Raw genomic sequence first — 23824 nt, forward strand, 5'->3', positions numbered from 1 at the left:
CCTCGTCAGCGGTTTTGCCGTGTCGCGGGCGTTCCGCTCACGGCGGTGGCTTGTGGTCGAGGTCGCCGCCGTCGGCCGGCGAAACGACAGAGGCCGCATCGGAACGAACCGTGCCACCTCGGTCCCGAGTCTAGCGACTCGTTCCCGCCGCTGCTCACGCCCGTGGGCGCGTCACCAGGACTGCGGGCGGTCGTCGTAACCCTCGTCACCGTACCGGCGTTGCCGGGGCTGGCGGTCGTCCCCGCCGCGTCCCCACTCGTCCTGACGCCGGTCACCCCAGTCGCCTTGCGGCCCTTGGTCTTGCGGACGGTCGTTCCGGGCGCCGAAGCGACTCCAGTCGTCGTCCTGGCCGCCCTGGCCCTGCGCCTGGCCGCCGTACGAGGCCGGCTCGTCGTACCCGCGGCCCCAACCGCCGTCATGACGCTGATCACCCTGCGGCGCACCCCAGCCGCCCTGCTGTGCGGGGGGCGAGGGGTCACGGCGGTCGCCCCAGGAACCGCCGGGCGCGCCGACGTCGGGTAGCCGCCCTGACCGGCACCGGAGGTGGGATAGCCCGCACCGGGTCCCGAGGTGGGATAGCCGGCGCCGGGTCCGGACGTCGGGTGGCCGCTCTGCCCCGCGCCGGAGGTGGGGTACATCCGGGTGGCGTCCGCGCCCTGACCGGCACCGGAGGTGGGATAGCCCGCACCGGGTCCGGAGGTGGGGTAACCCACGCCGGGGCCCGAGGTCGGGTAGCCGGCGCCGGGTCCGGAGGTCGGGTGGCCGCTCTGGCCCGCACCCGAGGTGGGGTACATCCGGGTGGCGTCCGCGCCGCCCGGATCCATCTGCCGGGTGGCCCGGTCGTCGTAGGACGGGCCGAATCCGGAGCCGGGTTCCTGCCCGTAACGGGCGAGGTCGTCGTCGTTCACCAACGGGCCGCTGTGGATCATCGTCGGTGCGTCCATCCCGGGTCGCCGGGGTGCCGCGTCGTACACGCCGAGCCGGCCGGTCTGGGTCGCGGTCGGCCGGTGAACGGACGGGACGTCGGGCAGCGGGGGCAGGTCGTCGTCATCGTCGTCGCGCTTGCCCTTGCGGACCAGCATCACGATCGCGACGATGCCGCCGATCACGAGCAGTGCGCCGAGGATGATCAGGACCCACATGAGCGTCCCGAATCCGCCGTCCTCCTCGGCGGCCACCTCCTCGGGGGTCGGCGACGGTGACTCCTCCGCCGGGGACTCCTCGTCGGAGGCCGCCGTGGTCAACCGGGCGTCGGCGTTGAGCGCCAGGCCCGCGACGGCGGTCTTGGTCTCCTCCCTGGTCTCGAAACCCTCCTTGGTGTAGGTGAGTTTCACCTCGCCCGCCGCGATCTGCTGGTTGATCGTGAACATGCCGCCGGAGTCGGTGGTGGCCTCGAATGACGCGCCCTTGGAGTCGACGGCGGTGACCTTGACACCCTCGACCGGGTCGCCGGACTCGATGTCGACGACCTTGCCGCTGATGCTGGGCGCGGTCTGCGCGGCCCCGATGATCGTGACGGTGCCGCTGCCGTTGCCGCTGTTCGGCGGGGAGATCGAGACGGAGAGGGTGCCGTTGGCGGTCTGGTCGGGGGCGAGCGTGCTGTTGGAACGCGCCACGACGTCGACGGTGAAGGAGATGGCCGCGCGCGGCTGGAGCGCGCCGCAGCTGACGGAGTTGCCCTGGACCGACTGGCAGCTTCCCTGGTTGACGGTGAAGTCGGCGTGCTGCTCGACACCGGTGAGACCGACCTGCGCCTGGACGTTGTCCGAGGGCTTGTCGTTACTGGTGTTGGTGAGCGTGATGGTCACCGAGGTGCCGCTCTGCCCCACCTTGGCCTGCGCCGGGTTGGGGCTGATCGTCACCTGGATCCCGACCGGGTCCGCGTGAGCCGGAACGGCGGTCACCGGTGCCACGGCGGCCACCAGGCCGGCCAGCGTCACCGCCGCCACCCGAAGCCATCGGCGCGGCCGGGCGCGGTGCTGAGTCGTCGTATTCACTGCTCACTGCTCCTCGGCACGTGGTCGCGGGGAGCGGGCCACGTCGTCGTCCATCGCAACGGCCACTATGCCCTGCCGCCGCTCGCGGCCGCCAGCGCAGGCCACGTCTTCAGGTGATTGTACGAAAATCGTTATCCGTCAGGCGGTCGGTGATACCGGCTATCGTCTGGCCTCGTGGCTCGTGATGTGAATTCGGACGCGGTCCGCCGGGCGGTGGCGGAGTTGGACTCCGCGGACGGCCCCGGGAAAGAGGTATTGCGCGACGCGGTGCGGGCGCTGCTGTCCGAGTTGGCGGCCAAGGCGCCCGGCCGGACCGTGGAGGTCCGGGTGCCGCCGTACGGTGCGGTGCAGTGTGTTCCGGGTCCCCGCCATACGCGGGGGACCCCGCCCAACGTGGTCGAGACCGACCCTGTGACGTTTCTCGCGTTGGCGGCGGGCCGGGTCGGGTTCGCAGACGCCGTCGCCGACGGCCGGATCTCGGCGAGCGGTACCCGCGCGGACCTGTCGGAACTCCTCCCACTGGCGTCGGCGGTGGCCTGAGCACCGGTTCGGGGCGGCGGTGTGTAAGGTGGGGATGCCTCTCACGCGGCGTTACCCCGTGAACCTCCCCAGGGCCGGAAGGCAGCAAGGATAAGCGGGCTCTTGCGGGTGCGTGGGAGGCCCTTTTCATGTCCGGGGCCGGATCCCGGGGCGTTTCACCAGTTCACCCGCACGCCGGTGTCCTCCGGCGCGGTGCCGCCCCATAGACTCTGCAGACCGTGCGAGTCCTTCTCATCGGCACGGGCGGGCGGGAACACGCCCTGGCCGCGTCCCTGGCTTCCGATCCCGCCGTCGACACCCTCATCTGCGCGCCCGGTAATCCGGGCATGGCCGCGTCGGGGGAGATCCGTCCCGTAGACGCGACCGATCCGGCGGCGGTCGCCGCCCTGGCGGTGGAGACCCGCGCGGACCTGGTGGTGGTGGGACCGGAGGCCCCGTTGGTCGCCGGTGTCGCCGACGCGGTCCGCGCCAAGGGGATCGCCTGCTTCGGCCCGGACGCGGGTGCCGCCCGGATCGAGGGTTCCAAGGCGTTCGCCAAGGAGGTCATGTCCGCCGCGGGCGTGCCCACGGCCGACGCCCGGCTGTGCCGGACGCCCGAGGAGGCGGCCGCCGCGCTCGACGAGTTCGGCGCGCCGTACGTCGTCAAGGACGACGGGCTGGCCGCGGGTAAGGGCGTGCTCGTCACGGAGGACCGGCAGGCGGCGCTCGACCACGCCGCCGCGTGCGGGACCGTGATCGTGGAGGAGTACCTGGCGGGTCCCGAGGTGTCGCTGTTCGTGGTGACCGACGGGCGTACGGCGGTGCCGCTGCTTCCGGCGCAGGACTTCAAACGGCTCGGTGACGGCGACGCCGGCCCCAACACCGGTGGCATGGGCGCGTACACGCCGCTGCCGTGGGCCGACCCGGGTCTGGTCGAGGAGATCATGACGAAGGTCGCGCACCCGACGCTGGCGGAGCTGGCGCGCCGGGGCGACGGCTTCGTCGGGGCGTTGTACTGCGGTCTGGCGTTGACGCCGCGTGGCCTGCGCGTCATCGAGTTCAACTGCCGGTTCGGGGATCCGGAGATCCAGGCGGTACTGGCGTTGTTGCGGACCCCGCTGGCGGGGCTGCTGGACGCCGCCGCGCGCGGGCGGCTCGCCGAGCATCCGCCGCTGGAGTGGCGGGATGGCGCGGCGGTCACCGTCGTCATGGCCTCGGCGGGTTACCCGGAGGCGCCGCGCACCGGTGAGCCCGTCCACGGCGGGGACCTGCCGGGGGTGTTCCACGCGGGCACGGCCCTGGACGCGGACGGGGTCCTGGTGACGGCGGGCGGCCGGGTGCTGGCCTGTACCGCCACCGGCACGGACCTCGCCGACGCCCGGCGGGCCGCGTACGACCTGTGCGGCCGGGCGGGTTTCCCGGGCGCGGCGTTCCGTACCGACATCGCCGAGGCCGCCGCGCAGGGCGGGTGAGTCGCGACACCCGTCGCGTCGGAAACGCCGGCCGGGGACGGCGGCAGGCGGCGCGGCGTCATACGGTCGCCCTATCCTGGTTAGCGACCGGGGCGACGGTGGACGACGGCCGGTGATCACACCGTCCGTGGCCCGCGCGGCCGGGCGTATCGACGGCCGTCGGCCTGACGACCGGGTTTCAGGAGCCGAGGAGGTAGGCGCGGTGGCGTTGGCGCTGTATCGCAAGTATCGGCCGCAGAGTTTCGCCGAGGTGATCGGCCAGGACCACGTCACCGGGCCGTTGATCGCCGCCATCGACAACGGCAGGCTCAACCACGCGTACCTGTTCTCGGGCCCCCGGGGTTGCGGGAAGACGTCCAGTGCCCGGATCCTCGCCCGGTCGCTGAACTGCAAGCAGGGGCCGACGTCGACCCCGTGCGGCGAGTGCGACTCGTGTGTGGCGCTGGCGATCGGCGGGCCCGGTTCCATCGACGTCATCGAGATCGACGCGGCGAGCCACGGTGGTGTGGACGACGCCCGGGATCTGCGGGAGCGGGCGGTGTTCGCGCCGGTGAACTCCCGTTTCAAGGTGTACGTGATCGACGAGGCGCACATGGTGTCGTCGGCGGGGTTCAACGCCCTGCTGAAGCTGGTGGAGGAACCGCCGGACTACGTCATGTTCATCTTCGCGACCACCGAGCCGGAGAAGGTGCTGCCGACGATCCGGTCCCGGACGCACCACTACCCGTTCCGGTTGATGCCGCCGGTGGCCATGCGGGGGCTGTGCGAGCAGTTGTGCGAGGCGGAGGGCGTCACCGTCGCACCGGAGGTGTACCCGCTGGTGATCCGGGCGGGTGCCGGGTCGGCGCGGGACACCCTGTCGGTGCTGGACCAGTTGATCGCCGGTGCCGGGCCGGAGGGCGTGACGTACCGGCACGCGGTGTCGCTGCTGGGCGTCACCGACGGCGGGCTGCTGGACGAGATGTGTGACGCGCTCGCCGATCTCGACGGCGCCGCCGCCATCGCGACGGTGGACAGGGTGTTGGGCGCCGGGCACGATCCGCGCCGGTTCGCCACCGACCTGTTGGAGCGGTTGCGGGACCTGATCGTCCTGAACCAGGTCCCCGACGCCAAGGCCCAGGGCCTCATCGACGTCCCGTCGGAGGTGTTGGAGCGGATGACGGGGCAGGCGCTGCGGATGGGGACGGCGACCCTGACCCGGATGGCCGAGATCGTGCACGACACCCTGGCGGCGATGCGCGGCACGACGGCGCCCCGGCTGCTGCTGGAACTCGCCTGCGCCCGCGCGATACTGCCCACTGTGGATGATTCGAGCGCGGGTCTGCTGCAGCGGTTGGAACAGTTGGAGCGCGGCGTCGCGGCCATGCCGCCGCCGGTCGCCCCCGCCGCCTCACCGCAGCCCGCGCCCGCCGTGCAGGCGCCCCCGGCCGCTCCGGAGCCGGCCCCGCCGACCTCCGCACCGGTGTCCGCCGCGCCACCGGCACCCGCGACGCCGCAGGCGTCACCACCGCCGACCGCGCCGCCGACACCTCCCGCCGCACCACCGCGACCGGAGCCCGCTCCGGCCGCGGCCCCCGAGCCACCACCCGCCGCACCGCCGGCGGGGGACGGCGACCGGTTCGGACTGGTCCGTTCCCGGTGGGAGCAGGTCAAGCAGGCGGTGCGGGCGCAGAAGAAGACCGTGGCCGCGTACCTCATGGAGGCCACCGTCACCGGTGTGGAGGGCGACACGCTGGTGTTGACGTTCCGCCACCAGTTCCACGCCAACGCGCTCCAGGGCGACGCCGCGTTGCGGATCTTCACCGGTGCGCTGGCGGAGGTCCTGGGCGGCAAGTGGCGGGTCAGGTGCGAGGTGGGCGAGGCGAGGCCCGCCGCCCGGCCGCCGGCCGCCGCCCCCGCGCCCCCGGCACCGGTTCCCCAGCCGGTGGCGGCCCCGCCCGTCGCACCGGCGCCACCGCCACGTCCGGCGGCGGCGCCACCGCCCGCCGACGACCCGCCGTGGCCGGACGAGGAACCCTTCGACGAGGAGGAGCCGCCGATGGCGGCGGCACCGCCTCCGCCTCCGCCGGCCGCCGCGCGCAAGTCGGTCAGCATGGACCAGGCGGTGGAGTTGTTCGCCAACAAGGTCGGCGCGAAACGGTTGTGACGGCCGGCCGGTCGCGGTGATTCCCGGCGGCACCGCACCGACCTCGCGGTATCCCGGCACACGACCTAGGGTTGATCTGATTCGTAGTAGTCGTTGAAGCGAGGAGATCCGTATGTTTCCCGGTGGTGGCGCCGACATGCAGCAGCTTCTGCAGCAGGCGCAGCAGATGCAGGCCGATTACCTGGCGGCTCAGCAGGAGTTGGCGGTGGCGGAGGTGACCGCGTCGGCCGGCGGCGGCCTGGTGTCGGCGACCGTCAACGGCGCCGGTGAGCTCAAGGCCGTCAAGATCGACCCGAAGGCGGTCGACCCGGAGGACGTCGAGACGCTGGAGGACCTGGTGGTCGCGGCGGTGCACGCCGCCAACGAGGACGCCAGGGCGATGGCGGAGGCGAAGCTCGGCCCGATCACCGAGGCGATGACCGGCTTCAGCGGCGGCCTCGGCCTGCCGGGAATGTGAGCCGGGGTGTACGAGGGCGCACTCGCCGACCTGGTGGACGAGCTGGGTCGGCTTCCGGGGATCGGTCCCAAGAGCGCACAGCGGATCGCGTTCCACGTGTTGGGCAGTGACAAGGCGGACGTGGACCGGTTGGCCGACGTGTTGCGCACCGTGAAGGAGCAGGTGCGGTTCTGCACGGTGTGCGGGAACGTCGCGACCGAGGAGCAGTGCCGGATCTGCCGGGATCCGCGGCGGGGCGACGAGTTGATCTGTGTGGTCGAGGAGCCCAAGGACATCATCGCGGTGGAGCGGACCGGGGAGTTCCGGGGCCGTTACCACGTGCTGGGCGGGGCGATCAATCCGCTCGACGGGGTGGGGCCGGACGACCTGCGGATCCGTGAGCTGATGATGCGGTTGCAGGCGGGGGCGACCAAGGAGGTCATCATCGCCACCGATCCCAACACCGAGGGTGAGGCGACCGCGACGTATCTGGCCCTGATGATCGGGCCGATGGGCTTGGCGGTGTCCCGGTTGGCCTCGGGTCTGCCGGTGGGTGGCGACCTGGAGTACGCCGACGAGGTGACCTTGGGGCGTGCGTTCGAGGGGCGCCGGCTGATTCAATAGGGGACAAGGGAACCCGCATCCCATAAATCAGTGGATATAAATTCGCGGATTTGCCGGGATATGTCGGACTTCTATCCGGCAGTAGGCGGGACGGTAACGGTTGGGCACAATTCGGTATCAACCGCGGGTGGCGACGTTCACAAGCCGTGACGACGGTAATAGGGTCTGGGTCACAGAGTTCTGTGGAGAACCCACCAAACCCCCTTGAGGTGGACGAATGCGAACCAAGAGAATCAGAGGCGCCGTGGCGCTGACGGCCGCTGCGGTCGTCGCGGTCGCCACCGCAGGGTGCGCCAGCGAACGAGGAGAAGACGGCGGCGGTGACGAGAACAAGCCGTTCATCTTCGCCGGGGCCGGCGACCCCGAGTCGCTCGACCCGAGCCTGTCGACCGACGGCGAGACCTTCCGGGTCACCCGGCAGGTCCTCGAGACACTGCTGACCCACGAGGTCGGGGGCACCGAGATCGTCGGTGGCCTCGCCGAGACCTGGGAGCAGTCCGAGGACGGCACGGTCTGGACCTTCCACCTCCGTGAGGGCGTCAAGTTCCACGACGGTGAGGCCCTGACCGCCGAGGTCGTCTGTGCGAACTTCGACCGCTGGTTCAACTGGGAGGGCACCTACCAGAGCTCGAACTTCTCGGCCTACTGGCAGGACACCTTCGGTGGTTTCGCCGCGAACGAGAACGAGCAGACCCCGGCCCCGAACTACAAGTCCTGCACCGCGCAGGACGAGTTGACCCCCGTCATCGAGGTCAACGAGTACTCGGCCAAGCTGCCCGGTGGTTTCACCCTCGCCTCCATGGGCATCCACAGCCCCAAGTCGCTCGAGGCGTACGCCGCCGCCGAACCGCCGGCGGAGGGCGACAGCCTGACCTACCCGACCTACAGCCAGGAGGTCGGTACGGTCGCGGGCACCGGACCGTTCAAGTACGCGGAGTGGAACAAGGGCAACCGTGAGGTCACCCTCGAACGCAACGACGAGTACTGGGGCGAGAAGGCCGGCGTCAAGACCGTGATCGTCCGGACCATCTCCGACGAGAACGCGCGCAAGCAGGCGTTGGAGGCCGGTGACATCCACGGCTACGACCTGGTCGCCCCGCAGGACGTCCAGCCGCTGCTGGACGCCGGATTCCAGGTGCCGACCCGTGGCGTGTTCAACCTGATGTACCTGGGAATCACCCAGGAACAGAACCCGGCGCTCGAGAAGCTCGAGGTCCGCCAGGCGCTCGCGCACGCCCTCGACCGGCAGAAGATCGTCGACACGATCCTCCCCGAGGGCGGCACCGTCGCGACCCAGTTCCTCGCCCCCACCCTCGACGGCTGGGCCGAGGACGTGCCGACCTACGACTACAACGCCGACACCGCCAAGGGCCTGCTCGCCGACGCCGGTGAAGAGGACCTGACGATCGACTTCTGCTACCCGACCGAGGTGACCCGGCCCTACATGCCGGCTCCCAAGGACATCTTCGAGTCGCTGAAGGCCGACCTGGAGGCGGTCGGCATCACCGTCAACGCCAAGGCGATGAAGTGGTCCCCCGACTACCTGACCGCCGTGGACGCCAGCGAGTGCGGCATCTACCTGCTGGGCTGGACCGGTGACTACAACGAGGCGTACAACTTCATGGGCACCTGGTTCGCCAACTACCAGGGCGCCTGGGGCTTCGAGAACGAGGAGATCTTCGACGCCCTCGCCGAGGTCAACACCGAACCGGACCCGGCCACCCGCGTGGAGATGTACAAGGAGATCAACGCCCTCATCATGGAGTACGTGCCGGGTGTCCCGATCTCGCACTCCCCGCCGTCCATCGCGTTCTCCCCGGACGTGAACCCGCCAACGACCTCGGCCCTGACTCAGGAGCAGTTCGCCGAGATCTCCTGGAAGTAACCGAAGACCAGCGGCGCCCGGCTGCCCAGATCCACTCTGGTCGGCCGGGCTGCCTGGTCTCTGGTTCCGATCACCGGAAGGCGTGAGATCGAAGTGTTGCGCTTCATCGTGCGGCGGCTGCTGCAATTGATACCGACGCTGTTCGGCCTGTCGATCCTGTTGTTCGTCTGGCTGCACCGGCTCCCCGGCGGCCCCGAGGCCGCGATCCTCGGCGACCGCGGCACCGCCCAACAGCGGGCGGAGATCCGGACGACCCTCGGACTCGACGAGCCGATCTGGGTACAGTACGGCCGATTCATGAAACGGCTGGCCTCCCTGGACCTCGGCACCTCCATCCAGTCGGGCCGGCCGGTGACCGAGGAGTTCTTCACCCGGTTCCCCGCCACGGTGGAACTGGCCCTGACGGCGATGGTCATCGCCACGGTCGTCGGCATCCCGCTGGGATACCTGGCGGCGCGCCGCCGCGGCGGACTGCTGGACTTCGGTGCCGTCACCAGTTCACTCGTCGGCATCTGCGTCCCGGTGTTCTTCCTGGCGTACCTGTTCAAGGTCATATTCGCGGTGAACCTGGGTCTGCTGCCCTCCAGCGGACGCCAGACGCCCGGCATCGACGCCACCCATCCCACCGGCTTCTACGTCCTGGACGGCCTGTTGACCGGGGAGTTCGACGCCTCCTGGGACGCCTTCGCGCACCTGATCCTGCCGGGGCTGGCGCTGTCGAGCATCCCGCTGGCGATCATCGTGCGGATGACCCGCGCCAGTGTCCTGGAGGTGCTGGGCGAGGACTACGTCCGCACCGCCGAAGCCAAGGGGTTGCAGGAGAACACGGTGCGGGTCCGGCACGTGTTGCGTAACGCGATGCTCCCGGTGGTGACCGCCATCGGCCTGCTCACCGGCGGGCTGCTGTCGGGCGCGGTCCTCACCGAGTCGGTGTTCGCCTTCGGCGGCATCGGTTCGTTCATCCGCACCGCCATCGACTTCCGCGACTATCCGGTGCTGATGGGCTTCATCATGCTCATCGCCACGACATACGTGCTGATCAACCTGCTGGTGGACATCTCCTACAGTGTCCTGGACCCGAGAGTGCGGGTGCGCTGATGACGACCAAGACGGACAAGATCGACCGGCTCGCCGAACTCACGGCGGCACGCGCCGAACCCGAACACGGCCTCGGACTGTGGCGGGAGGCGTTCCGTCGGCTCAAGCGGAACCCGATGGCGGTCTCCGGTGCCGTCATCGTGCTGCTGTTCCTGGTCATCGCGATCCTGGCGCCCTGGCTCGCCCCCTACGACCCGGAGGCCCGCACCTGGGACCACGAGGTCTTCCAGAACCAGAACATCTTCGTCGGGCCGCGCGCCGAGAACTGGCTCGGCCTCGACAACGCCGGCCGGGACGAGCTGTCCCGCATCATCGTGGGCGCCCGCCAGTCGTTGCTGGTCGGCGTCGTGGCCACCGGGCTCGGATTCGCGGTGGGCGCGCTACTGGGCGGGCTCGCCGGTGCCGCGGTCGGCCTCGGCGGCCGGGTCGGGCAGCGCGTGGACGCGGTCATCATGCGCGTGGTCGACATGCTGCTGGCGATGCCGTCGCTGCTGCTGGCGGTGAGCGTCGCCGCGATCCTCGGTCCGAGCCTGCTGACCGTCATGGTGGCCGTGGGTGTCACACAGGTGCCGATCTTCGCGCGACTGCTACGGGGATCGATGCTGGCGCAGTCGCACTCGGACTACGTGTTGGCCGCCAACGCGTTGGGCGTCAAGCGACGACGGATCGTGTTGGGCCACATCGTGCCCAACTCGCTGGGACCGGTGTTGGTGCAGGGGACCCTGAGCCTGGCGACCGCGATCATCGAGGCGGCGGCGTTGTCGTACCTCGGTCTGGGCAACCCCGACACGTCCTACCCGGAGTGGGGCAGCATGCTCGCCGACGCCCAGCGGTTCCTCAGCGGGGCACCACAGTTGGCGATCTACCCCGCGATCGTCATCATCATCACCGCGCTCGGTTTCACACTACTGGGCGAGGCGATGCGCGAATCCCTCGATCCGAAGCTGCGGAAGTGATGCCATGTCTCTGCTTACAGTGGACGAACTGACGGTGACGTTCACCCAACGCGGCAAGCCCGACGTGCGGGCCGTGGACGGGGTATCGTTCACCGTCGACCAGGGCGAGGTCGTGGGCCTGGTCGGCGAATCCGGTTGCGGCAAGAGCGTCACGTCGCTGGCGTTGATGCGGCTGTTGTCGGGGCGCAACGTCAAGATCGGCGGCTCCGTCGTGTTCGACGGCATCGAGCTTTTGAAGCTGCGGTCCGAGGAGATGCGGGACCTGCGCGGATCGCAGCTCGCCATGATCTTCCAGGACCCGTTGTCCTCACTGAACCCGGTCGTGCCGATCGGCGTCCAGGTGACCGAGATCCTCACCCGGCACCGGAAGCTGCGGGGCGAGGCGGCCCGTAAGGAGGCGGCGGTCCTGCTGGAGAAGGTCGGCATCCCCGACCCGACCCGGCGGCTCCGCGAATACCCGCACCAGATGTCGGGCGGCATGCGGCAGCGCGCGCTCATCGCCATGGCGGTCGCGTGCGCCCCCCGGCTGTTGATCGCCGACGAACCGACCACCGCGTTGGACGTCACGATCCAGGCGCAGATCCTGGAACTCCTCAAGGAACTGGTCGACTCCCAGGGCACCGCGCTGCTCATGATCACGCACGACCTCGGTGTCGTCGCGGGACTGTGCGACGACATCAACGTGCTGTACGCGGGGAAGGTCGTGGAGGCCGCCGCCCGGCGTCCGCTGTTCGCCGCGCCCACCCACCCGTACTCGGTGGGTCTGTTGAACTCCATCCCCCGGCTGGACGCCCCGCGCGGCGAGCCGTTGAAGCCGATCCGGGGTTCGGTGAACGACAACATCGCGTGGGCCGACGGATGCGCCTTCGCGCCCCGCTGCGACCACTACACCATCGAGTGTCTACAGGGGCCGCCCGCGTTGACGGAGGCCCTCACCGGTCACCGGTACCGCTGCGTGAACCCGGTGACGACGCACGAACCGCCCGCGGTGATAGCGACGGAGGACGGCCGATGAGCCTGCTGGAACTGCACGATCTCAAGGTCCACTTCCCGATCCGGCGCGGCATCGTCTTCGACCGGACGGTGGGCCACGTGTACGCCGTCGACGGCGTGTCGCTGAGCATAGAGTCCGGCCAGACCTACGGCCTGGTGGGCGAGTCCGGTTGCGGCAAGACCACCCTCGGCCGGGCGGTGCTGCGGTTGAACGAGATCACCGCCGGCAAGGTCGTCTTCGACGGCACCGACCTGGCGCAACTGTCCGAGAAGGAGATGCGGCGGCGCCGCAACCGGCTCCAGATGGTGTTCCAGGACCCGCTCGGCAGCCTCGACCCGCGCCAGAACGTGGAGTCGATCCTGGTGGAGGGCCTCGCCGCCCACGACATCGGCAAGACCCGGGACGAACGCCGCAAACGTGTCCTCAAGACACTCGACGCGGTCGGCCTGCCCGGCAACGCGCTGTCCCGTTACCCGCACGAGTTCTCCGGCGGGCAGCGGCAGCGGATCGGCATCGCCAGGGCGCTCGTCCTGGAACCCGACCTCATCATCTGCGACGAACCGGTGTCCGCGCTCGACGTGTCGATCCAGGCGCAGGTGCTGAACCTGCTGGAGGGCATCCAACAGGAGCTCGGCCTCACGTACCTGGTGATCGCGCACGACCTCGCCGTGGTGCGGCACATCTCCGACACCATCGGTGTGATGTACCTGGGCAACCTGGTGGAGGAGGCGTCGAGCGACGACCTGTACGCCGCGCCGCGTCACCCGTACACGAAGGCGCTCATGTCGGCGGTGCCGGTGCCGGACCCGCTGGTCGAGGAGACCAGGGAACGCATCCTGTTGACGGGCGACCTGCCGTCCCCGGCGAACCCGCCCGCCGGCTGCAGGTTCCACACCCGGTGCCCGTGGCGACAGGAGACCCGTTGCGACACCGAGCGGCCGGAGCTGCGGCAGATCGGCACCGGCCACCGGGTCGCCTGCCACTTCGCCGAGCAGATCGAGTCCGGCGAGATCCGGCCGACCTCGGAACTGGCGGCGGCGATCCTCCCCGACGCCGAGGTCCAGACCGAGGTGCCCAACGCCTGACCCGCCCCCTGACCCCCCACCGCTGACTGCGCTTGGTCCCCGCCGGGTCGCGCTTGGTCCCGGCCCGGCGGTGCTTTTCGATCTCCCGTGCCCGTTTTCGGCCTGAATGTCCCATTCGGCGGGGACCAAGCGCGCAATGCCGGGGACCAAGCCGAAGGGGACCAAGCGGGACGGCGGGGTGGCCGTACGGGAGGGAGCAGGGTGGTGACGGGTCAGCGGGTCAGGGCCGCCAACCGGTCCAGGGCCGCGGTGGCGCCCGACAGCACCGATATGTGCCCCTCGCCGGGCAGGATCATCCGGTGCCCCGACGGAAGTCGTTCGGCGAGCCACTCGGCGTGGCCCACCGGGACGATCCGGTCGGCGTCGCCGTGCAGCAGGATCACCGGTGCGGCGATGGCCGCGACGTCGAAGCCCCACGGCGACACGTAGGCGACGTCGTCGTCGATCATGCCGTCGAGGCCGGAGTCGAGTCCGTGCCCGGCGACGTGGTTGAGCCAGTCCCAGTCGCCCTCCAGTGCCGCGTGATCGGACGGGGTGAACTGCTCGGGATCGAACTTCGACGCGGCCAGCTTCTCCCGCAGCGCCTCTCGTCCCCGCTGCGCCGCCCGCAACTCGGCGGCACCGGCGGGCGCCATTCCGGCGAACCAGTCGAGTCCCGCCGCGTCGAAGGGCGCCAGGCCCGCGCCGCACACGACACCGGTGACCCGGTCGGGCAGCAACGCGGCGGCGGCCAGGGCGTGCGGGCCGCCGCCGGAGTGCCCCATGACGGCGAACCGCTCGGCCCCGGCGGCGTCGGCGACCCGCGCGATGTCCTCGGCGGCCGAGGCGATGTCGCGGCCCGGCGTCGGCGTCGATCCGCCGTAGCCGGGGCGGTCGTAGGACACCCACCGAAGGCCGAGCGCGGCGGCGGCGGCGAACAGCGGCGCGGGTGGTTCGCCGAGATTGGGGGTGCCGTGACACCACACGATCACGTCCGAGCCGCCGGAGTCCGCGTGATACGTCCGCAGCGTACGGGCGTCGGAAGGTCTAAGATCGACGTGCGTCACCATGCCGCGAGCCTAGACCCCGGGGCCGACAGCGGCGGCTCCGACGAACGAGAGGCAGTCGTGTCGAACCCCTATCAGTTCCCCGTCGTGCTGCGCGGGTACGACCCGGTCAAGGTGGACGAGTTCCTGGCGGCGGTGGAGGCCAACCACGCCGGGGGAGGCGAACCGTTGCCACCCCCGCAGCTCGACATCGTGCTGCGCGGTTACGACAGGACACAGGTCGACGACGTATTCCAGCGCCACGGCGGTGTGGCCACCCCGCCCCGCAAGCCGGGTCTGCTGTCCCGTCTCTTCAAGTCCTGACCCACCTCACCCCCCCACCCTTCGACCACAGACTCGCGGCTCTCACGTCACTTTTATCGGTGATTTTCGTTGAACTTCGACGTAATCAGGCGATAAAGTGCAATGTCGGTCGAGGAGGTGTCATATGTTGTTGCGATTTCGAGTGGCCAACCATGCGTCGCTCCGTGACGAACAGGAACTCAGCCTCATCGCCGACAAGCCCCGTGCGGAACGCGCCGAAGGCGAGGTACCGAGAAGCGCGTACCGTACCGTGCCAGCGACCGCGATATACGGCCCGAACGCCTCCGGAAAGTCCAACGTCATCGACGCGATCGCGTGGATGAGATTCGCCGTCCTGTCTTCCTTCCGGCAATGGGATCCATCCGGAGGCGTGCCGCGAGCCCCGTTCGGACTCCGGCCGGACAAGGCGGCACACCTCACCGAGGTCGAAGCCGAGTTCGTACTACAGGGAGTTCGTTACCAGTACGGCTTCGCCTGCGACGACGAACGAATCACCTCCGAATGGCTGTACGACTATCCGCAGGGAAGAATCCGTCGGCTGTTCGAACGCTCCGGTGACGGTTCCCCGAAATTCGGGCGATCTCTCACCGGCCGCGTCAAAATGATCGGTGACCTTCTCCGGCCGAACAGCCTCTATCTGTCGGTCGCCGCCGCCCAGGGGCACCGGTTGTTGGGCGCCATTCGCCACTGGTTCGATCGCGGCCTGATCGTGGCCACTGATTTCGACTTCTCCGCTCGCCTCGACGACACCATCGAGCGGTATCTGGCATCGAACCGCAGGGAACGCGCCGACCTGTTGTTGCCGTTGTTGCGATTGGCCGACGTCGGAGTCGCGGGAGTGCAGGTCGATGAGGCGGAGGCGGACGACGGTCTTCGTTCCGCTCTGGAGAGAATGCAGCAGTTCTTTCAGGAGAGCGTGGGCGGAAGGATCGTATTTCAGGGCAGTCTCTCTCACCGCGTGAAAACCGTCCACGAAGTCGAGTCCGGGCGCTATGCCTTGGCCCTCCGAGAGGAATCCAGCGGAACGCAGACCTGGATCGGTATGCTGGGACCGGTGTTCGAGGCCCTGGCGCACGGCGCGACCCTCTGCGTCGACGAACTCGACGCCCGGCTCCACCCCTATCTCTCGGCCGTCCTCGTCTCCCTGTTCCAGGATCCCGAGGTCAACCCGCACCGTGCCCAGATCGTGTTCACGGCACATGACACCTCGTTGTTGGGGCGGAACACCACGCTGAAACTGGAACGGGATCAGGTGTGGTTCACGGAGAAGGATCATCGGACCGGAGCGACGACCCTGTTCCCGCTGAGCGACTTCCAGGAACGTGACTCGGCGAGCCTTGAGAAGAGATATCTGGTGGGGCGCTTCGGAGCGGTCCCATTCCTCGATGACGACGCGCGGGCCGCGCTGGCGGCCGCGATCAAGCAGCACAGGAACCTCGGTGAAGCGGCAGAAGAACCTCGGTCGGGCGCGACGGCAACGGCCTGAGAATCGGCGATTCCTGATCTACTGCGAAGACGAGTACGCGAGTAGGCACTACATCGAAGCTCTTAAGCGACGACTCCACTCCATTCCGATCACGGTGAAGGTCGCGTCGGGTCGAGGGGAACCGCTGGATCTGGTCCGTGAGGCTGCGACACACCAGGCGCGAGCACCCCACTGCAGTGAGGACCGCTATACCGCGTACGACGAGGTGTGGTGCGTGCTCGACGTCGAGGCTCCGCATCCGCACCCGGCGTTGCCGGCGGCGCTGAAGTCGGCGAAGGAGTGTGGACTTCGAGTCGCCCTCGCCAATCCGTGTTTCGAACTCTGACTGTGTATGCATTTCAATGACGTGAGCAGAGAACACACGAGCAAGTCCGTGCAACGCGCATTGGCGGCCGTACCCGGCTCGGGATATTCGATGGCGACGAAACAGCTCGATTGCGACGGGCTCATGGATCTGCGCGATGCCGCCGCCGACCGCGCCCGGCTGCTTCGACGCCGACATGTCGGTGATCCCGTCGCGTGTAACCCGTGGACCAACATGGACATATTGATGGCCGTGCTCGCGGATCCCGGGTTGGAGGTCGTGGTGGGGGGCCACCGGAGGTGCGTTCCGGTGGCCACCACGGGCCGGAGGCCGTGACCCGGCGGCGGCCTCCACCGCCGCCGGATCGGGCGTCAGGCGGCGCGGTTGACGGCGCTGGCGATGGCGCGCATGGACGCGGTGACGATGTTCTCGTGTACTCCCGCCCCCCACAGCACCTGGTCACCCACCTGGCATTCGACGTAGGCGGCGGCCTTGGCGGTCTCGCCGGCGGTCAGGGCGTGCTCGGAGTAGTCGCACACACTCACCTTAACGTCCACATCGGCCAGTGCGGCGATGAACGCCGACAGTGGACCGTTGGCCTCGCCGGAGACCTTCCGTTCGCGTCCGTCCACGGTGATCAGCGCGTCGATGGTGACGACGCCGTCGGCCGACGCCGAGGAGGTGTGCTCCCCGATGACGATGCGGCGGCCGGTCTGCTCGTCCACCGAGTACTCGCGCTGGAAGATGCCGAACATCTCCGACGCGGTGACCTCGCCGCCCGCGGTGTCGGTGTGCGCCTGCACCACGTGCGAGAACTCGATCTGCATCCGGCGCGGCAGTTCCATGCCGTACTCGGTCTTGAGCAGGTACGCGACACCGCCCTTGCCGGACTGCGAGTTGACCCGGATGACCGCCTCGTAGGAGCGTCCGACGTCCTTGGGGTCGATCGGCAGGTACGGAACCTGCCACGTGAAGTCGTCCAACGGGACCCCGGCGGCGGCGGCGTCGGCCCGCATCGCCGCGAAGCCCTTGTTGATGGCGTCCTGGTGGGAGCCGGAGAACGCCGTGTACACCAGGTCGCCCGCGTAGGGGTGCCGTTCGTGCACCGGCAGCCGGTTGCAGTGCTCGACGGTCCGTTTGATCGAGTCGATGTGGGAGAAGTCGACGCGGGGGTCCACGCCCTGGCTGAACAGGTTCAGGCCCAGCGTCACCAGGTCCACGTTGCCGGTGCGTTCGCCGTTGCCGAACAGGCAGCCCTCCACCCGGTCGGCTCCCGCCATTAGGCCCAGTTCGGCGGCGGCGACCCCGGTGCCGCGGTCGTTGTGCGGGTGCAGCGACAGGATCAGGCTGTCCCGCCGGGGCAGGTGGCGGTTCATCCACTCGATCGAGTCGGCGTACACGTTGGGGGTCGCCATCTCCACCGTCGCGGGCAGGTTCACGATGAGCGGCCGGTCGGGTGTGGGGTCGATGACCTCGGTGACGGCACCGCACACCTCGACGGCGTACTCCAGCTCCGTGCCGGTGTAGGACTCGGGCGAGTACTCGTAACGGATGTCGGTGTCGGGCGTGTGGATCTCGGCGTACTTCATGCTCAGCCGGGCGCCCTGTGTCGCGATGTCGGTGATGGCGTCGCGGTCCATCCCGAACACCACCCGCCGCTGCAGGGTCGAGGTCGAGTTGTAGAAGTGGACGATCGCGCGGGGCGCCCCGCGCAGTGACTCGAACGTCCGGTCGATCAGGTGCTCACGGCACTGCACCAGGACCTGGATGGTCACGTCGTCGGGTATCGCGTCGGTCTCGATCAGGCTGCGCACGAAGTCGAAGTCGGTCTGGCTCGCCGCCGGGAAACCGACCTCGATCTCCTTGTATCCCATTCCCACCAGCAGGTCGAACATGCGTCGCTTCCGGTCCGGCGACATCGGGTCGATGAGCGCCTGGTTGCCGTCCCGCAGGTCCACCGCGCACCACGCCGGCGCCGACGTCAACCGCCGGGCGGGCCAGGTGCGGTCGGGCAGGTCTACGGCGAACTGTTCGTGGTAGGGACGGTACCGGGCGGTCTTGGCGGCGAACTGGGACATGTGCGACGGCTCCTCGGCGGAATCGGAATCAGCGGCGTAAGCGATTCTGGAGGCGACCCGGTGGGATCGGGTTCCGCGACGCGCGGTCGGCGTCTGTGAGCCGCGGCATTGCGGCGAGCTCCAGTGGCGTTGGCGCACGGCCGACTCCGCGGCGGGGAGCCAGCTCGCTATCGAGCCCCGCCGCGGCAGACAAGGAGCTGCAGGTGCCGCATGACGTGCGAAACCCTACGGCATTTCACCGCAATCCGCCGCAATCTCCCACATGATGAGAGCAGGGCCACGCGGCCGCCGGGTGCCCGCCCGAGGTCACAGGTGCCGGCCGAAGCACCGCGAGGACGGCTCGTCGGCGTACGCGCCGAACGCCGGGACCGGACGGTATCCGCATCGGCGGTAGAACCGGATCGCCGCGGGTTGACGGTCGCCGGTCTCCAGCCACAGGGCGCGCCAGCCCCGCGACCGCGCCCACGACTCCAGCGCGGTCAACACCTCCCGGGCCACGCCGGTCCCACGTCGCGACGGGACGACGTACATGCGTTTGACCTCGCCGACCCCGCCGCCGAGGTCCCGGAGGCCGCCGCAGCCGACCGGGTCGCCGTCCTCCGCGTATGCGACCACGAACACCGCGATGTCGGCGGCGGACGGCGGGGTGCCCGGTTCACTGTCCGGGGTGCCGTAGGTCTCGGCGATCTCGGCGCGCTGCGCGGCGCGGAGCGTCGCCGTCGCGGTGTCGTCCCAGGTCACCTCGTCGATCCGCATGACGGTGATCATGGCTCGGAGATGTTTCGGGCCGATGTCGCGGCCGATTCGGCCCGGTCACGCCCGCGTCAGGTCGGGTTGATCGTCTGCCACCAACCGTCGACCGGGGGCGGCTGGGCGACGTCCACGACCTCCCCGGGACGCGGCACCACCGCCGTCACGTCGCGTTCCTTGGCCTCCCGCCACAACCGGTCGACCGGCTCGCCCCACGGGTGCATCGCGAGTGTGAACGTCGCCCAGTGCACCGGCAGCAGGACCCGGCCGCTCAGGTCGAGGTGCGCCGCGACCGCCTCCTCCGGAGTCATGTGGATGTCGGGCCACGACTCGTGGTACGCCCCGACCGGCAGGACCGTCAGGTCGAACGGCCCGTACCGGGTGCCGATGTCGCGGAACTCCTTGAAGTAGCCGGTGTCGCCGCCGTAGAAGACGCGGTGGTCGCGTCCCGCGATCACCCAGGACGCCCACAGGGTGTCGTTGCGCGTGAACCAGCGCCCGGAGAAGTGCCGCGCGGCGGTCGCGGTCACGGTCACGCCGTCGACGTCGACCGACTCGTTCCAGTCCAGTTCGGTGTAACGGTCGGCGGGGACACCCCACCGGTCGAGGTGGGCGCCGACGCCCAGCGGCACGATGAACCGGGTCTCTCCGGCCTCCACCAGCGCCAGGACGGTGTCGCGGTCGAGGTGGTCGTAGTGGTCGTGGGAGATGACGACCGCGTCGACCGGCGGCAGGGCGGCCAGGCCGATCGGGGCCTCGTGCAGTCGGCGCGGACCGACCAGCCGGGACGGCGACACCCGCCGGCTCCACACCGGGTCCAGCAGGATCCGCCGGCCCTCGATGTCGATCAGGACGGTGGAGTGCCCGAACCAGGCGGCACGGAGCCCCTCGCCGGGCGACTCCAGCCCGACGGGTGTCACGAGTGGCACGACGCCCTGCGGGCGGCGTTGATGCCGGTGACCGGTCAGTTCCTTGAGGATGCTCACCGGCGGCGTCGCCACCGCCTCGCTCGCGGGCATCGGGTTGACGAAGCTGTCGCGGTCGAACTGCCGCGACCGCCGGATGCGTGCGGCGCGGGGGCCGCCGCGCGACAGGGGACGGTGCCCCACCTGGGACGGGATGTCGTGGAGCAGCCAGCCCGCGGCGGCGGCCCCCGCCGCCACCGCGGCCCCGATCGCAAGTCCTCGCCAGGTCCGTGCCATGTGCCTCACACCTTCACGTCATCGCTTCGGCGGTCTCGATCGACCGGATGGGCGTCGTCGGGCGGTGGTCACCGTGCCGGGTCGGGGGCCGTGCCGGATGACGGCCACGACCCGCCGCCCGGCCGGAGCGTGTCGTGGCGCCGTACCGGTGCGGCCCCGCCATTGTAGATAGAACCGGGCCCGGGCCTCTCAAATACCCAGAAGTGGCGGGACCTGCGTCATTCCCGTGACGACGTGGTCGGCCCCGGCCTCGGCGAGCCGACCGGCGGGCAACAGCGCCGCGTGTCCGATGACCGTCGCGCCCGCCGCCTTCGCGCCGACGACACCGGGCGGGGAGTCCTCGACCACGACGGCGGCACCGGGGGCGACGCCCATCCGGTCGGCCGCGTACTCGAAGAGGTCCGGCGCGGGTTTGCCCCGCGCGACCATGCTCCCGGAGTAGACGCGGTCGCCGAACCGGTCGGCCAGGCCGGTCACCGCCAGGCGCAACGCGATCTCGTCCGGGGTGCCGGACGAGGCGATGCAGTAGGGCACTCCCGCCGCGTCGAGCCGGTCGAGGACGTCGACCACGCCGTCGACGGCGGTGAGTTCGGCGCGGAGCGTCTCGGCGCACCGCGCCTCGTAGGCGCCGACGAACCCGGGGTCGAGCGGCCGGCCGAGCTGTGCCTCTATGTCGGCGACGCAGTCGGTGGTACGGCGGCCCATGTACCGCTCCACCGCCTCGGTGAAGGTGGTGGGGAGCCCGTGCGAGGTGATGAGTTCGGCGAAGATCCGGTTGGACAGGCGTTCGGAGTCGACTAGGACGCCGTCGTTGTCGAAGATGACGAGGGCTGGTGGCGTGGTCATGGGTCTCCCGGTGCGAGGCGCGACGGACCCCTCCATGATTCACGGCGGGCGGCACGGTGACCGGTGGTGTGGATGTGAATCCGGGCACGCCGCGCCGGTGGCCCCCGCCGGGCGAGTTCCGGTGTGGAATGTCGGTGTCGCGGGCGGTGTCGCCCGCCGGTTCGGGACCCGCCGCCCGGATAGGTGCTGGTCAATGTCGTTGTGGCGGGTGAGAGTGGAGTGCCGTGCGGTGCCGGGCCTCGTCCCCCGGCGTGCCGCCCGGGGTTCCCGGTGCCCGCCGGCGAGGTCCGTGATTCGCCTGCGGGACGGCGATCCGTGGCTAAGCTGAACCCGGCCGAGGTGTTAACCGCCGGTGGCTCACCACGTAACACCGCGCTCATATTCCGGGGGGACGATTCCGATCATGCAGACTCTGTCGCGCGCTCCACAGCCCGTTCCCGTGTCACCGGCGGCGGCACCGCCGACCGCGGTGGCGGGCCGGATCGCCACACACGTGTTGCAGTCCGCGGGCTCCTACGGCCGCCGGGCGGGCGCGACCATGTTCCTGTGGCTGCTGGCCACTCGGGACACCCCGCCGCAGTCCGACTGGTGATCGGCGGGACCTCAGTTCGACCATCCGGCCGACTTCGGCCAACTCCTCACTATGCCGACCCGGCTGCGACAGCACGCGGTCGGGTAGCGCGCTGTCGGCGCGCATGCATGCGGTGACCTCCGCGACGTCCGGGTTCAGTTCCTCGTGAAGGACCTCCAGCTCGCCGGGTCCACTGTAGGGGCCACTCCGGAAGATCGGCCGACCCCCGGGCTCGAAGTCGGGTGACCTCGACAGCGAGACGGGCGTGGGCGAGCACTGTCCACACCCGATTGCGCACCGGGGGCGCCGATGCCGGAAGTCTTGGGCAGCAAGGGTTCCGTCCGTCGGGTCGTCAGTCCCGGGCCAGTGTGAGGTCGTCCAGCGGCAGCCGGGTCCGGGGGGAGTCGTCGGGGCCGCGCAGGTCGTCCGGCAGTGTCGCCGGGTCCCCCGCAAGTCCGATGGCCGCCACCGCGACCGGCTGCAGGTTCGCGGCGAGCGAGAACTCGGCGGTGATCCGGTCGGGCGCGAATCCGGCCATCTGCCGCACCGTCAGCCCCTCCGCGAGCGCCTGGAACGTCAGGTGGGCCATCGCCTGGCCGAGGTCGTAGGCGGAGGTGCGCAGTTCCCCCCTGTTGTTGCTCACCACCCGCACCGCGACCACCAGGACGGCGGCGTGTCGCGCCCACCCCTGGTTCCCCGGATTGAGCGTGTCCAGCACCTTGGCGAAGACGTCACCGCCCCGCCGCCCCACGATGTAGCGGCCCGGCTGGGAGTTCCCCGCCGAGGGGGCCCAGCGGGCGGCCTCCAGGATCGCGGTGAGCTGCGCGTCGGTGACGTCGTACTCGGCGTCGAAGGCCCGGGTGGAGTGCCGGGCGGCCAGCAGCGGATGAAGCGGGACCGAGGTGACGGCGTGGCGAGATGACAAGACGAGACCTTTCATGCGGGCGAGTGGGGCCGATCGAGACCATACGCCCCGGCCGGCGCCGACGGCCGGACCCGGCCCGACGTGCACGCGGCCGGCGGTCGCGTCAACCCGACCGGTCGTCGTCCTCGGGCGACCGGGACGACTTCGCCGAGGCGTCCGGCGTCGGCGTCGGTTTCGGCGGCGGTGACGTGGCCAGTGGCGTGGCGTCCACGACGTCACCCGGCAACCGGGTCCGCTCGTCGGGTTCACCGACCGGGCCGGTCAACCGCAACGTCCCGAACGAGGACTCGATCCACGTGATGACACCGTCCTCACGCAGGCAGTACACGGTCGGCGGAATCGGCGCCGCCACGGTGACCGCGTTGCGTTCCACCGAGAAGCACGCGCCGGGCTCGTCCACGTCCTCGGGCGCGTCGACGGCCGCGATCGAGAACGGATTGCGGCGGTCGAGGAGCAGATCCAGCCAATCAGTGAATGGGTGCTGCACGAGCGGGTCGGCGGCGGACGGTACCGGTTCACCGGCCGCGGCCACCGCGACGCACTCCCGGCGTTCCCCCAGCTCACACTGGAAGACGCCCCGTTTGTTGCCGATCATGGTGACGTCTCTCCGGCCGCCGTGCGCGCCACCGGGGACGTCCACCCGCCAGGAGCCGTCGAGCGCGACCGACACCGTGATCTCGACGGCCTCCCGACGGGCCGGCGCCCACTCGTAGGCGGCGGTGTAGTGGAGGTCCTTGGCCGTGGCGGCCCGCCCGGACAGCTCGGCGGCGGCGTCGGCGCTGGTGGTGGCGGTGGAGTCGGGCGGCGCGGGCGGCGGCCCGGTGGGCGGTGCCGAGTCGCCGGTGGCGCTTCCGGTGCAGCCGGACATCGCCAGGCCCACCCCGAGCCCGGCGAGGATGGAAGTGATTCGGCGGCGCACGGTGTTATTTTCCGCACGCGGTGACGTAACCGGCGCCACGCCGCGCCGTGTGTAACGATAAGCTCTCGCTCAAGCCCGCCACGCCGACGTGGCCCCCAGTGACCGAACGAGCCCGTCGTGGAGCCGGTTCCCGGCCGCGTGACGTATTCGCCGGCGCACCGCAGCGCGGTCGGATGGCCTGG

Annotated in this window: 22 protein-coding genes and 1 other RNA gene; 15 read left to right on the plus strand and 8 right to left on the minus strand. The window is 70.2% G+C overall.

The features are described 5' to 3' along the window. Positions 1-5: 5 nt before the first annotated feature. Complete coding sequence (locus tag LX16_RS13605; protein WP_147138797.1) at positions 6-1997, minus strand: carboxypeptidase-like regulatory domain-containing protein; 1992 nt, start codon at positions 1995-1997, stop codon at positions 6-8. Between the two features lie 174 nt (positions 1998-2171). Here LX16_RS13605 and LX16_RS13610 point away from each other — a divergent pair, with 174 nt between their 5' ends. From LX16_RS13610 to LX16_RS13660, 11 genes are all read left to right on the plus strand, one after another. Continuing rightward, entirely contained in the window at positions 2172-2537 is a 366-nt protein-coding gene (locus tag LX16_RS13610; protein ID WP_170283859.1) for a sterol carrier family protein, read from the plus strand. Between the two features lie 33 nt (positions 2538-2570). Next, positions 2571-2664: signal recognition particle sRNA small type (ffs, locus tag LX16_RS13615), an RNA gene on the plus strand. Between the two features lie 91 nt (positions 2665-2755). Further along, positions 2756-3988 carry a phosphoribosylamine--glycine ligase gene (purD, locus tag LX16_RS13620; protein WP_147138800.1) on the plus strand — a complete coding sequence of 411 codons (1233 nt, stop codon included), beginning with the start codon at positions 2756-2758 and terminating at the stop codon, positions 3986-3988. Positions 3989-4196: 208 nt separating this feature from the next. Then, the gene (locus tag LX16_RS13625) at positions 4197-6134 is read left to right on the plus strand and encodes a DNA polymerase III subunit gamma and tau (protein ID WP_345740762.1); all 1938 of its coding nucleotides are present in this window, start codon (positions 4197-4199) and stop codon (positions 6132-6134) included. Between the two features lie 112 nt (positions 6135-6246). Continuing rightward, positions 6247-6591 carry a YbaB/EbfC family nucleoid-associated protein gene (locus LX16_RS13630; RefSeq protein WP_147138804.1) on the plus strand — a complete coding sequence of 115 codons (345 nt, stop codon included), beginning with the start codon at positions 6247-6249 and terminating at the stop codon, positions 6589-6591. A 6-nt stretch (positions 6592-6597) separates the two neighbouring features. Continuing rightward, complete coding sequence (recR, locus tag LX16_RS13635; RefSeq protein WP_147138806.1) at positions 6598-7194, plus strand: recombination mediator RecR; 597 nt, start codon at positions 6598-6600, stop codon at positions 7192-7194. Positions 7195-7411: 217 nt separating this feature from the next. Beyond that, a complete protein-coding gene (locus LX16_RS13640) occupies positions 7412-9079 on the plus strand; it encodes an ABC transporter substrate-binding protein (RefSeq protein WP_147138808.1) in 1668 nt (555 codons plus the stop codon). 93 nt (positions 9080-9172) lie between these two features. After that, complete coding sequence (locus tag LX16_RS13645) at positions 9173-10177, plus strand: ABC transporter permease (protein ID WP_147138810.1); 1005 nt, start codon at positions 9173-9175, stop codon at positions 10175-10177. Then, a complete protein-coding gene (locus LX16_RS13650; RefSeq protein WP_147138811.1) occupies positions 10177-11133 on the plus strand; it encodes an ABC transporter permease in 957 nt (318 codons plus the stop codon). Before LX16_RS13645 ends, LX16_RS13650 begins: the two co-directional genes overlap by 1 nt. A gap of 4 nt (positions 11134-11137) precedes the next feature. Further along, positions 11138-12148: an ABC transporter ATP-binding protein gene (locus LX16_RS13655; protein WP_147138813.1), complete on the plus strand. Its 1011-nt coding sequence runs from the start codon at positions 11138-11140 to the stop codon at positions 12146-12148. Continuing rightward, positions 12145-13212, plus strand: a complete 1068-nt coding sequence (locus LX16_RS13660; RefSeq protein WP_147138815.1) for an ABC transporter ATP-binding protein — start codon at positions 12145-12147, stop codon at positions 13210-13212. The genes LX16_RS13655 and LX16_RS13660 overlap by 4 nt, the downstream gene beginning before the upstream one ends. A gap of 212 nt (positions 13213-13424) precedes the next feature. On the opposite strand, the gene LX16_RS13665 is transcribed toward LX16_RS13660, so the two are convergent. Further along, positions 13425-14261 carry an alpha/beta fold hydrolase gene (locus tag LX16_RS13665; RefSeq protein ID WP_147138817.1) on the minus strand — a complete coding sequence of 279 codons (837 nt, stop codon included), beginning with the start codon at positions 14259-14261 and terminating at the stop codon, positions 13425-13427. A gap of 57 nt (positions 14262-14318) precedes the next feature. On the opposite strand from LX16_RS13665, the gene LX16_RS13670 reads away from it, so the two are divergent. From LX16_RS13670 to LX16_RS13680, 3 genes are all read left to right on the plus strand, one after another. Further along, positions 14319-14561 (plus strand): DivIVA domain-containing protein, encoded by a 243-nt coding sequence (locus LX16_RS13670; protein ID WP_147138818.1) that lies wholly within the window; start codon positions 14319-14321, stop codon positions 14559-14561. A 124-nt stretch (positions 14562-14685) separates the two neighbouring features. Further along, entirely contained in the window at positions 14686-16047 is a 1362-nt protein-coding gene (locus LX16_RS13675) for an AAA family ATPase (protein ID WP_147138821.1), read from the plus strand. Further along, positions 16001-16372: an RloB family protein gene (locus LX16_RS13680; RefSeq protein ID WP_158645589.1), complete on the plus strand. Its 372-nt coding sequence runs from the start codon at positions 16001-16003 to the stop codon at positions 16370-16372. The genes LX16_RS13675 and LX16_RS13680 overlap by 47 nt, the downstream gene beginning before the upstream one ends. Before the next feature lie 350 nt (positions 16373-16722). On the opposite strand, the gene leuA is transcribed toward LX16_RS13680, so the two are convergent. The 4 genes from leuA to LX16_RS13700 all read right to left on the minus strand — a co-directional run bounded on the left by leuA (position 16723) and on the right by LX16_RS13700 (position 21227). Next, positions 16723-18429: a 2-isopropylmalate synthase gene (gene leuA / locus LX16_RS13685; RefSeq protein WP_147138824.1), complete on the minus strand. Its 1707-nt coding sequence runs from the start codon at positions 18427-18429 to the stop codon at positions 16723-16725. Positions 18430-18735: 306 nt separating this feature from the next. Then, a complete protein-coding gene (locus LX16_RS13690) occupies positions 18736-19185 on the minus strand; it encodes a GNAT family N-acetyltransferase (RefSeq protein WP_211354498.1) in 450 nt (149 codons plus the stop codon). A gap of 68 nt (positions 19186-19253) precedes the next feature. After that, on the minus strand, positions 19254-20381 hold the full coding sequence (locus tag LX16_RS13695; protein ID WP_147138828.1) for an MBL fold metallo-hydrolase: 1128 nt from the start codon (positions 20379-20381) through the stop codon (positions 19254-19256). A 189-nt stretch (positions 20382-20570) separates the two neighbouring features. Then, positions 20571-21227, minus strand: a complete 657-nt coding sequence (locus LX16_RS13700) for an HAD family hydrolase (RefSeq protein WP_147138830.1) — start codon at positions 21225-21227, stop codon at positions 20571-20573. 403 nt (positions 21228-21630) lie between these two features. Between LX16_RS13700 and LX16_RS13705 the strand changes: the two genes are divergently transcribed. Then, positions 21631-21819 (plus strand): hypothetical protein, encoded by a 189-nt coding sequence (locus tag LX16_RS13705; RefSeq protein ID WP_147138832.1) that lies wholly within the window; start codon positions 21631-21633, stop codon positions 21817-21819. Between the two features lie 331 nt (positions 21820-22150). Here the strand turns inward: LX16_RS13705 and LX16_RS13710 are convergent, their stop codons facing one another. Together LX16_RS13710 and LX16_RS13715 are read right to left on the minus strand one after the other, a co-directional pair. Then, the gene (locus LX16_RS13710) at positions 22151-22723 is read right to left on the minus strand and encodes a nitroreductase family protein (RefSeq protein ID WP_158645590.1); all 573 of its coding nucleotides are present in this window, start codon (positions 22721-22723) and stop codon (positions 22151-22153) included. Positions 22724-22826: 103 nt separating this feature from the next. Beyond that, positions 22827-23642, minus strand: coding sequence for a hypothetical protein (locus LX16_RS13715; RefSeq protein WP_147138837.1), 816 nt, complete (start codon positions 23640-23642; stop codon positions 22827-22829). Between the last annotated feature and the right edge of the window lie 182 nt (positions 23643-23824).

This window comes from Stackebrandtia albiflava, from assembly GCF_007994225.1.
Classification (GTDB): Bacteria; Actinomycetota; Actinomycetes; order Mycobacteriales; family Micromonosporaceae; genus Stackebrandtia; species Stackebrandtia albiflava.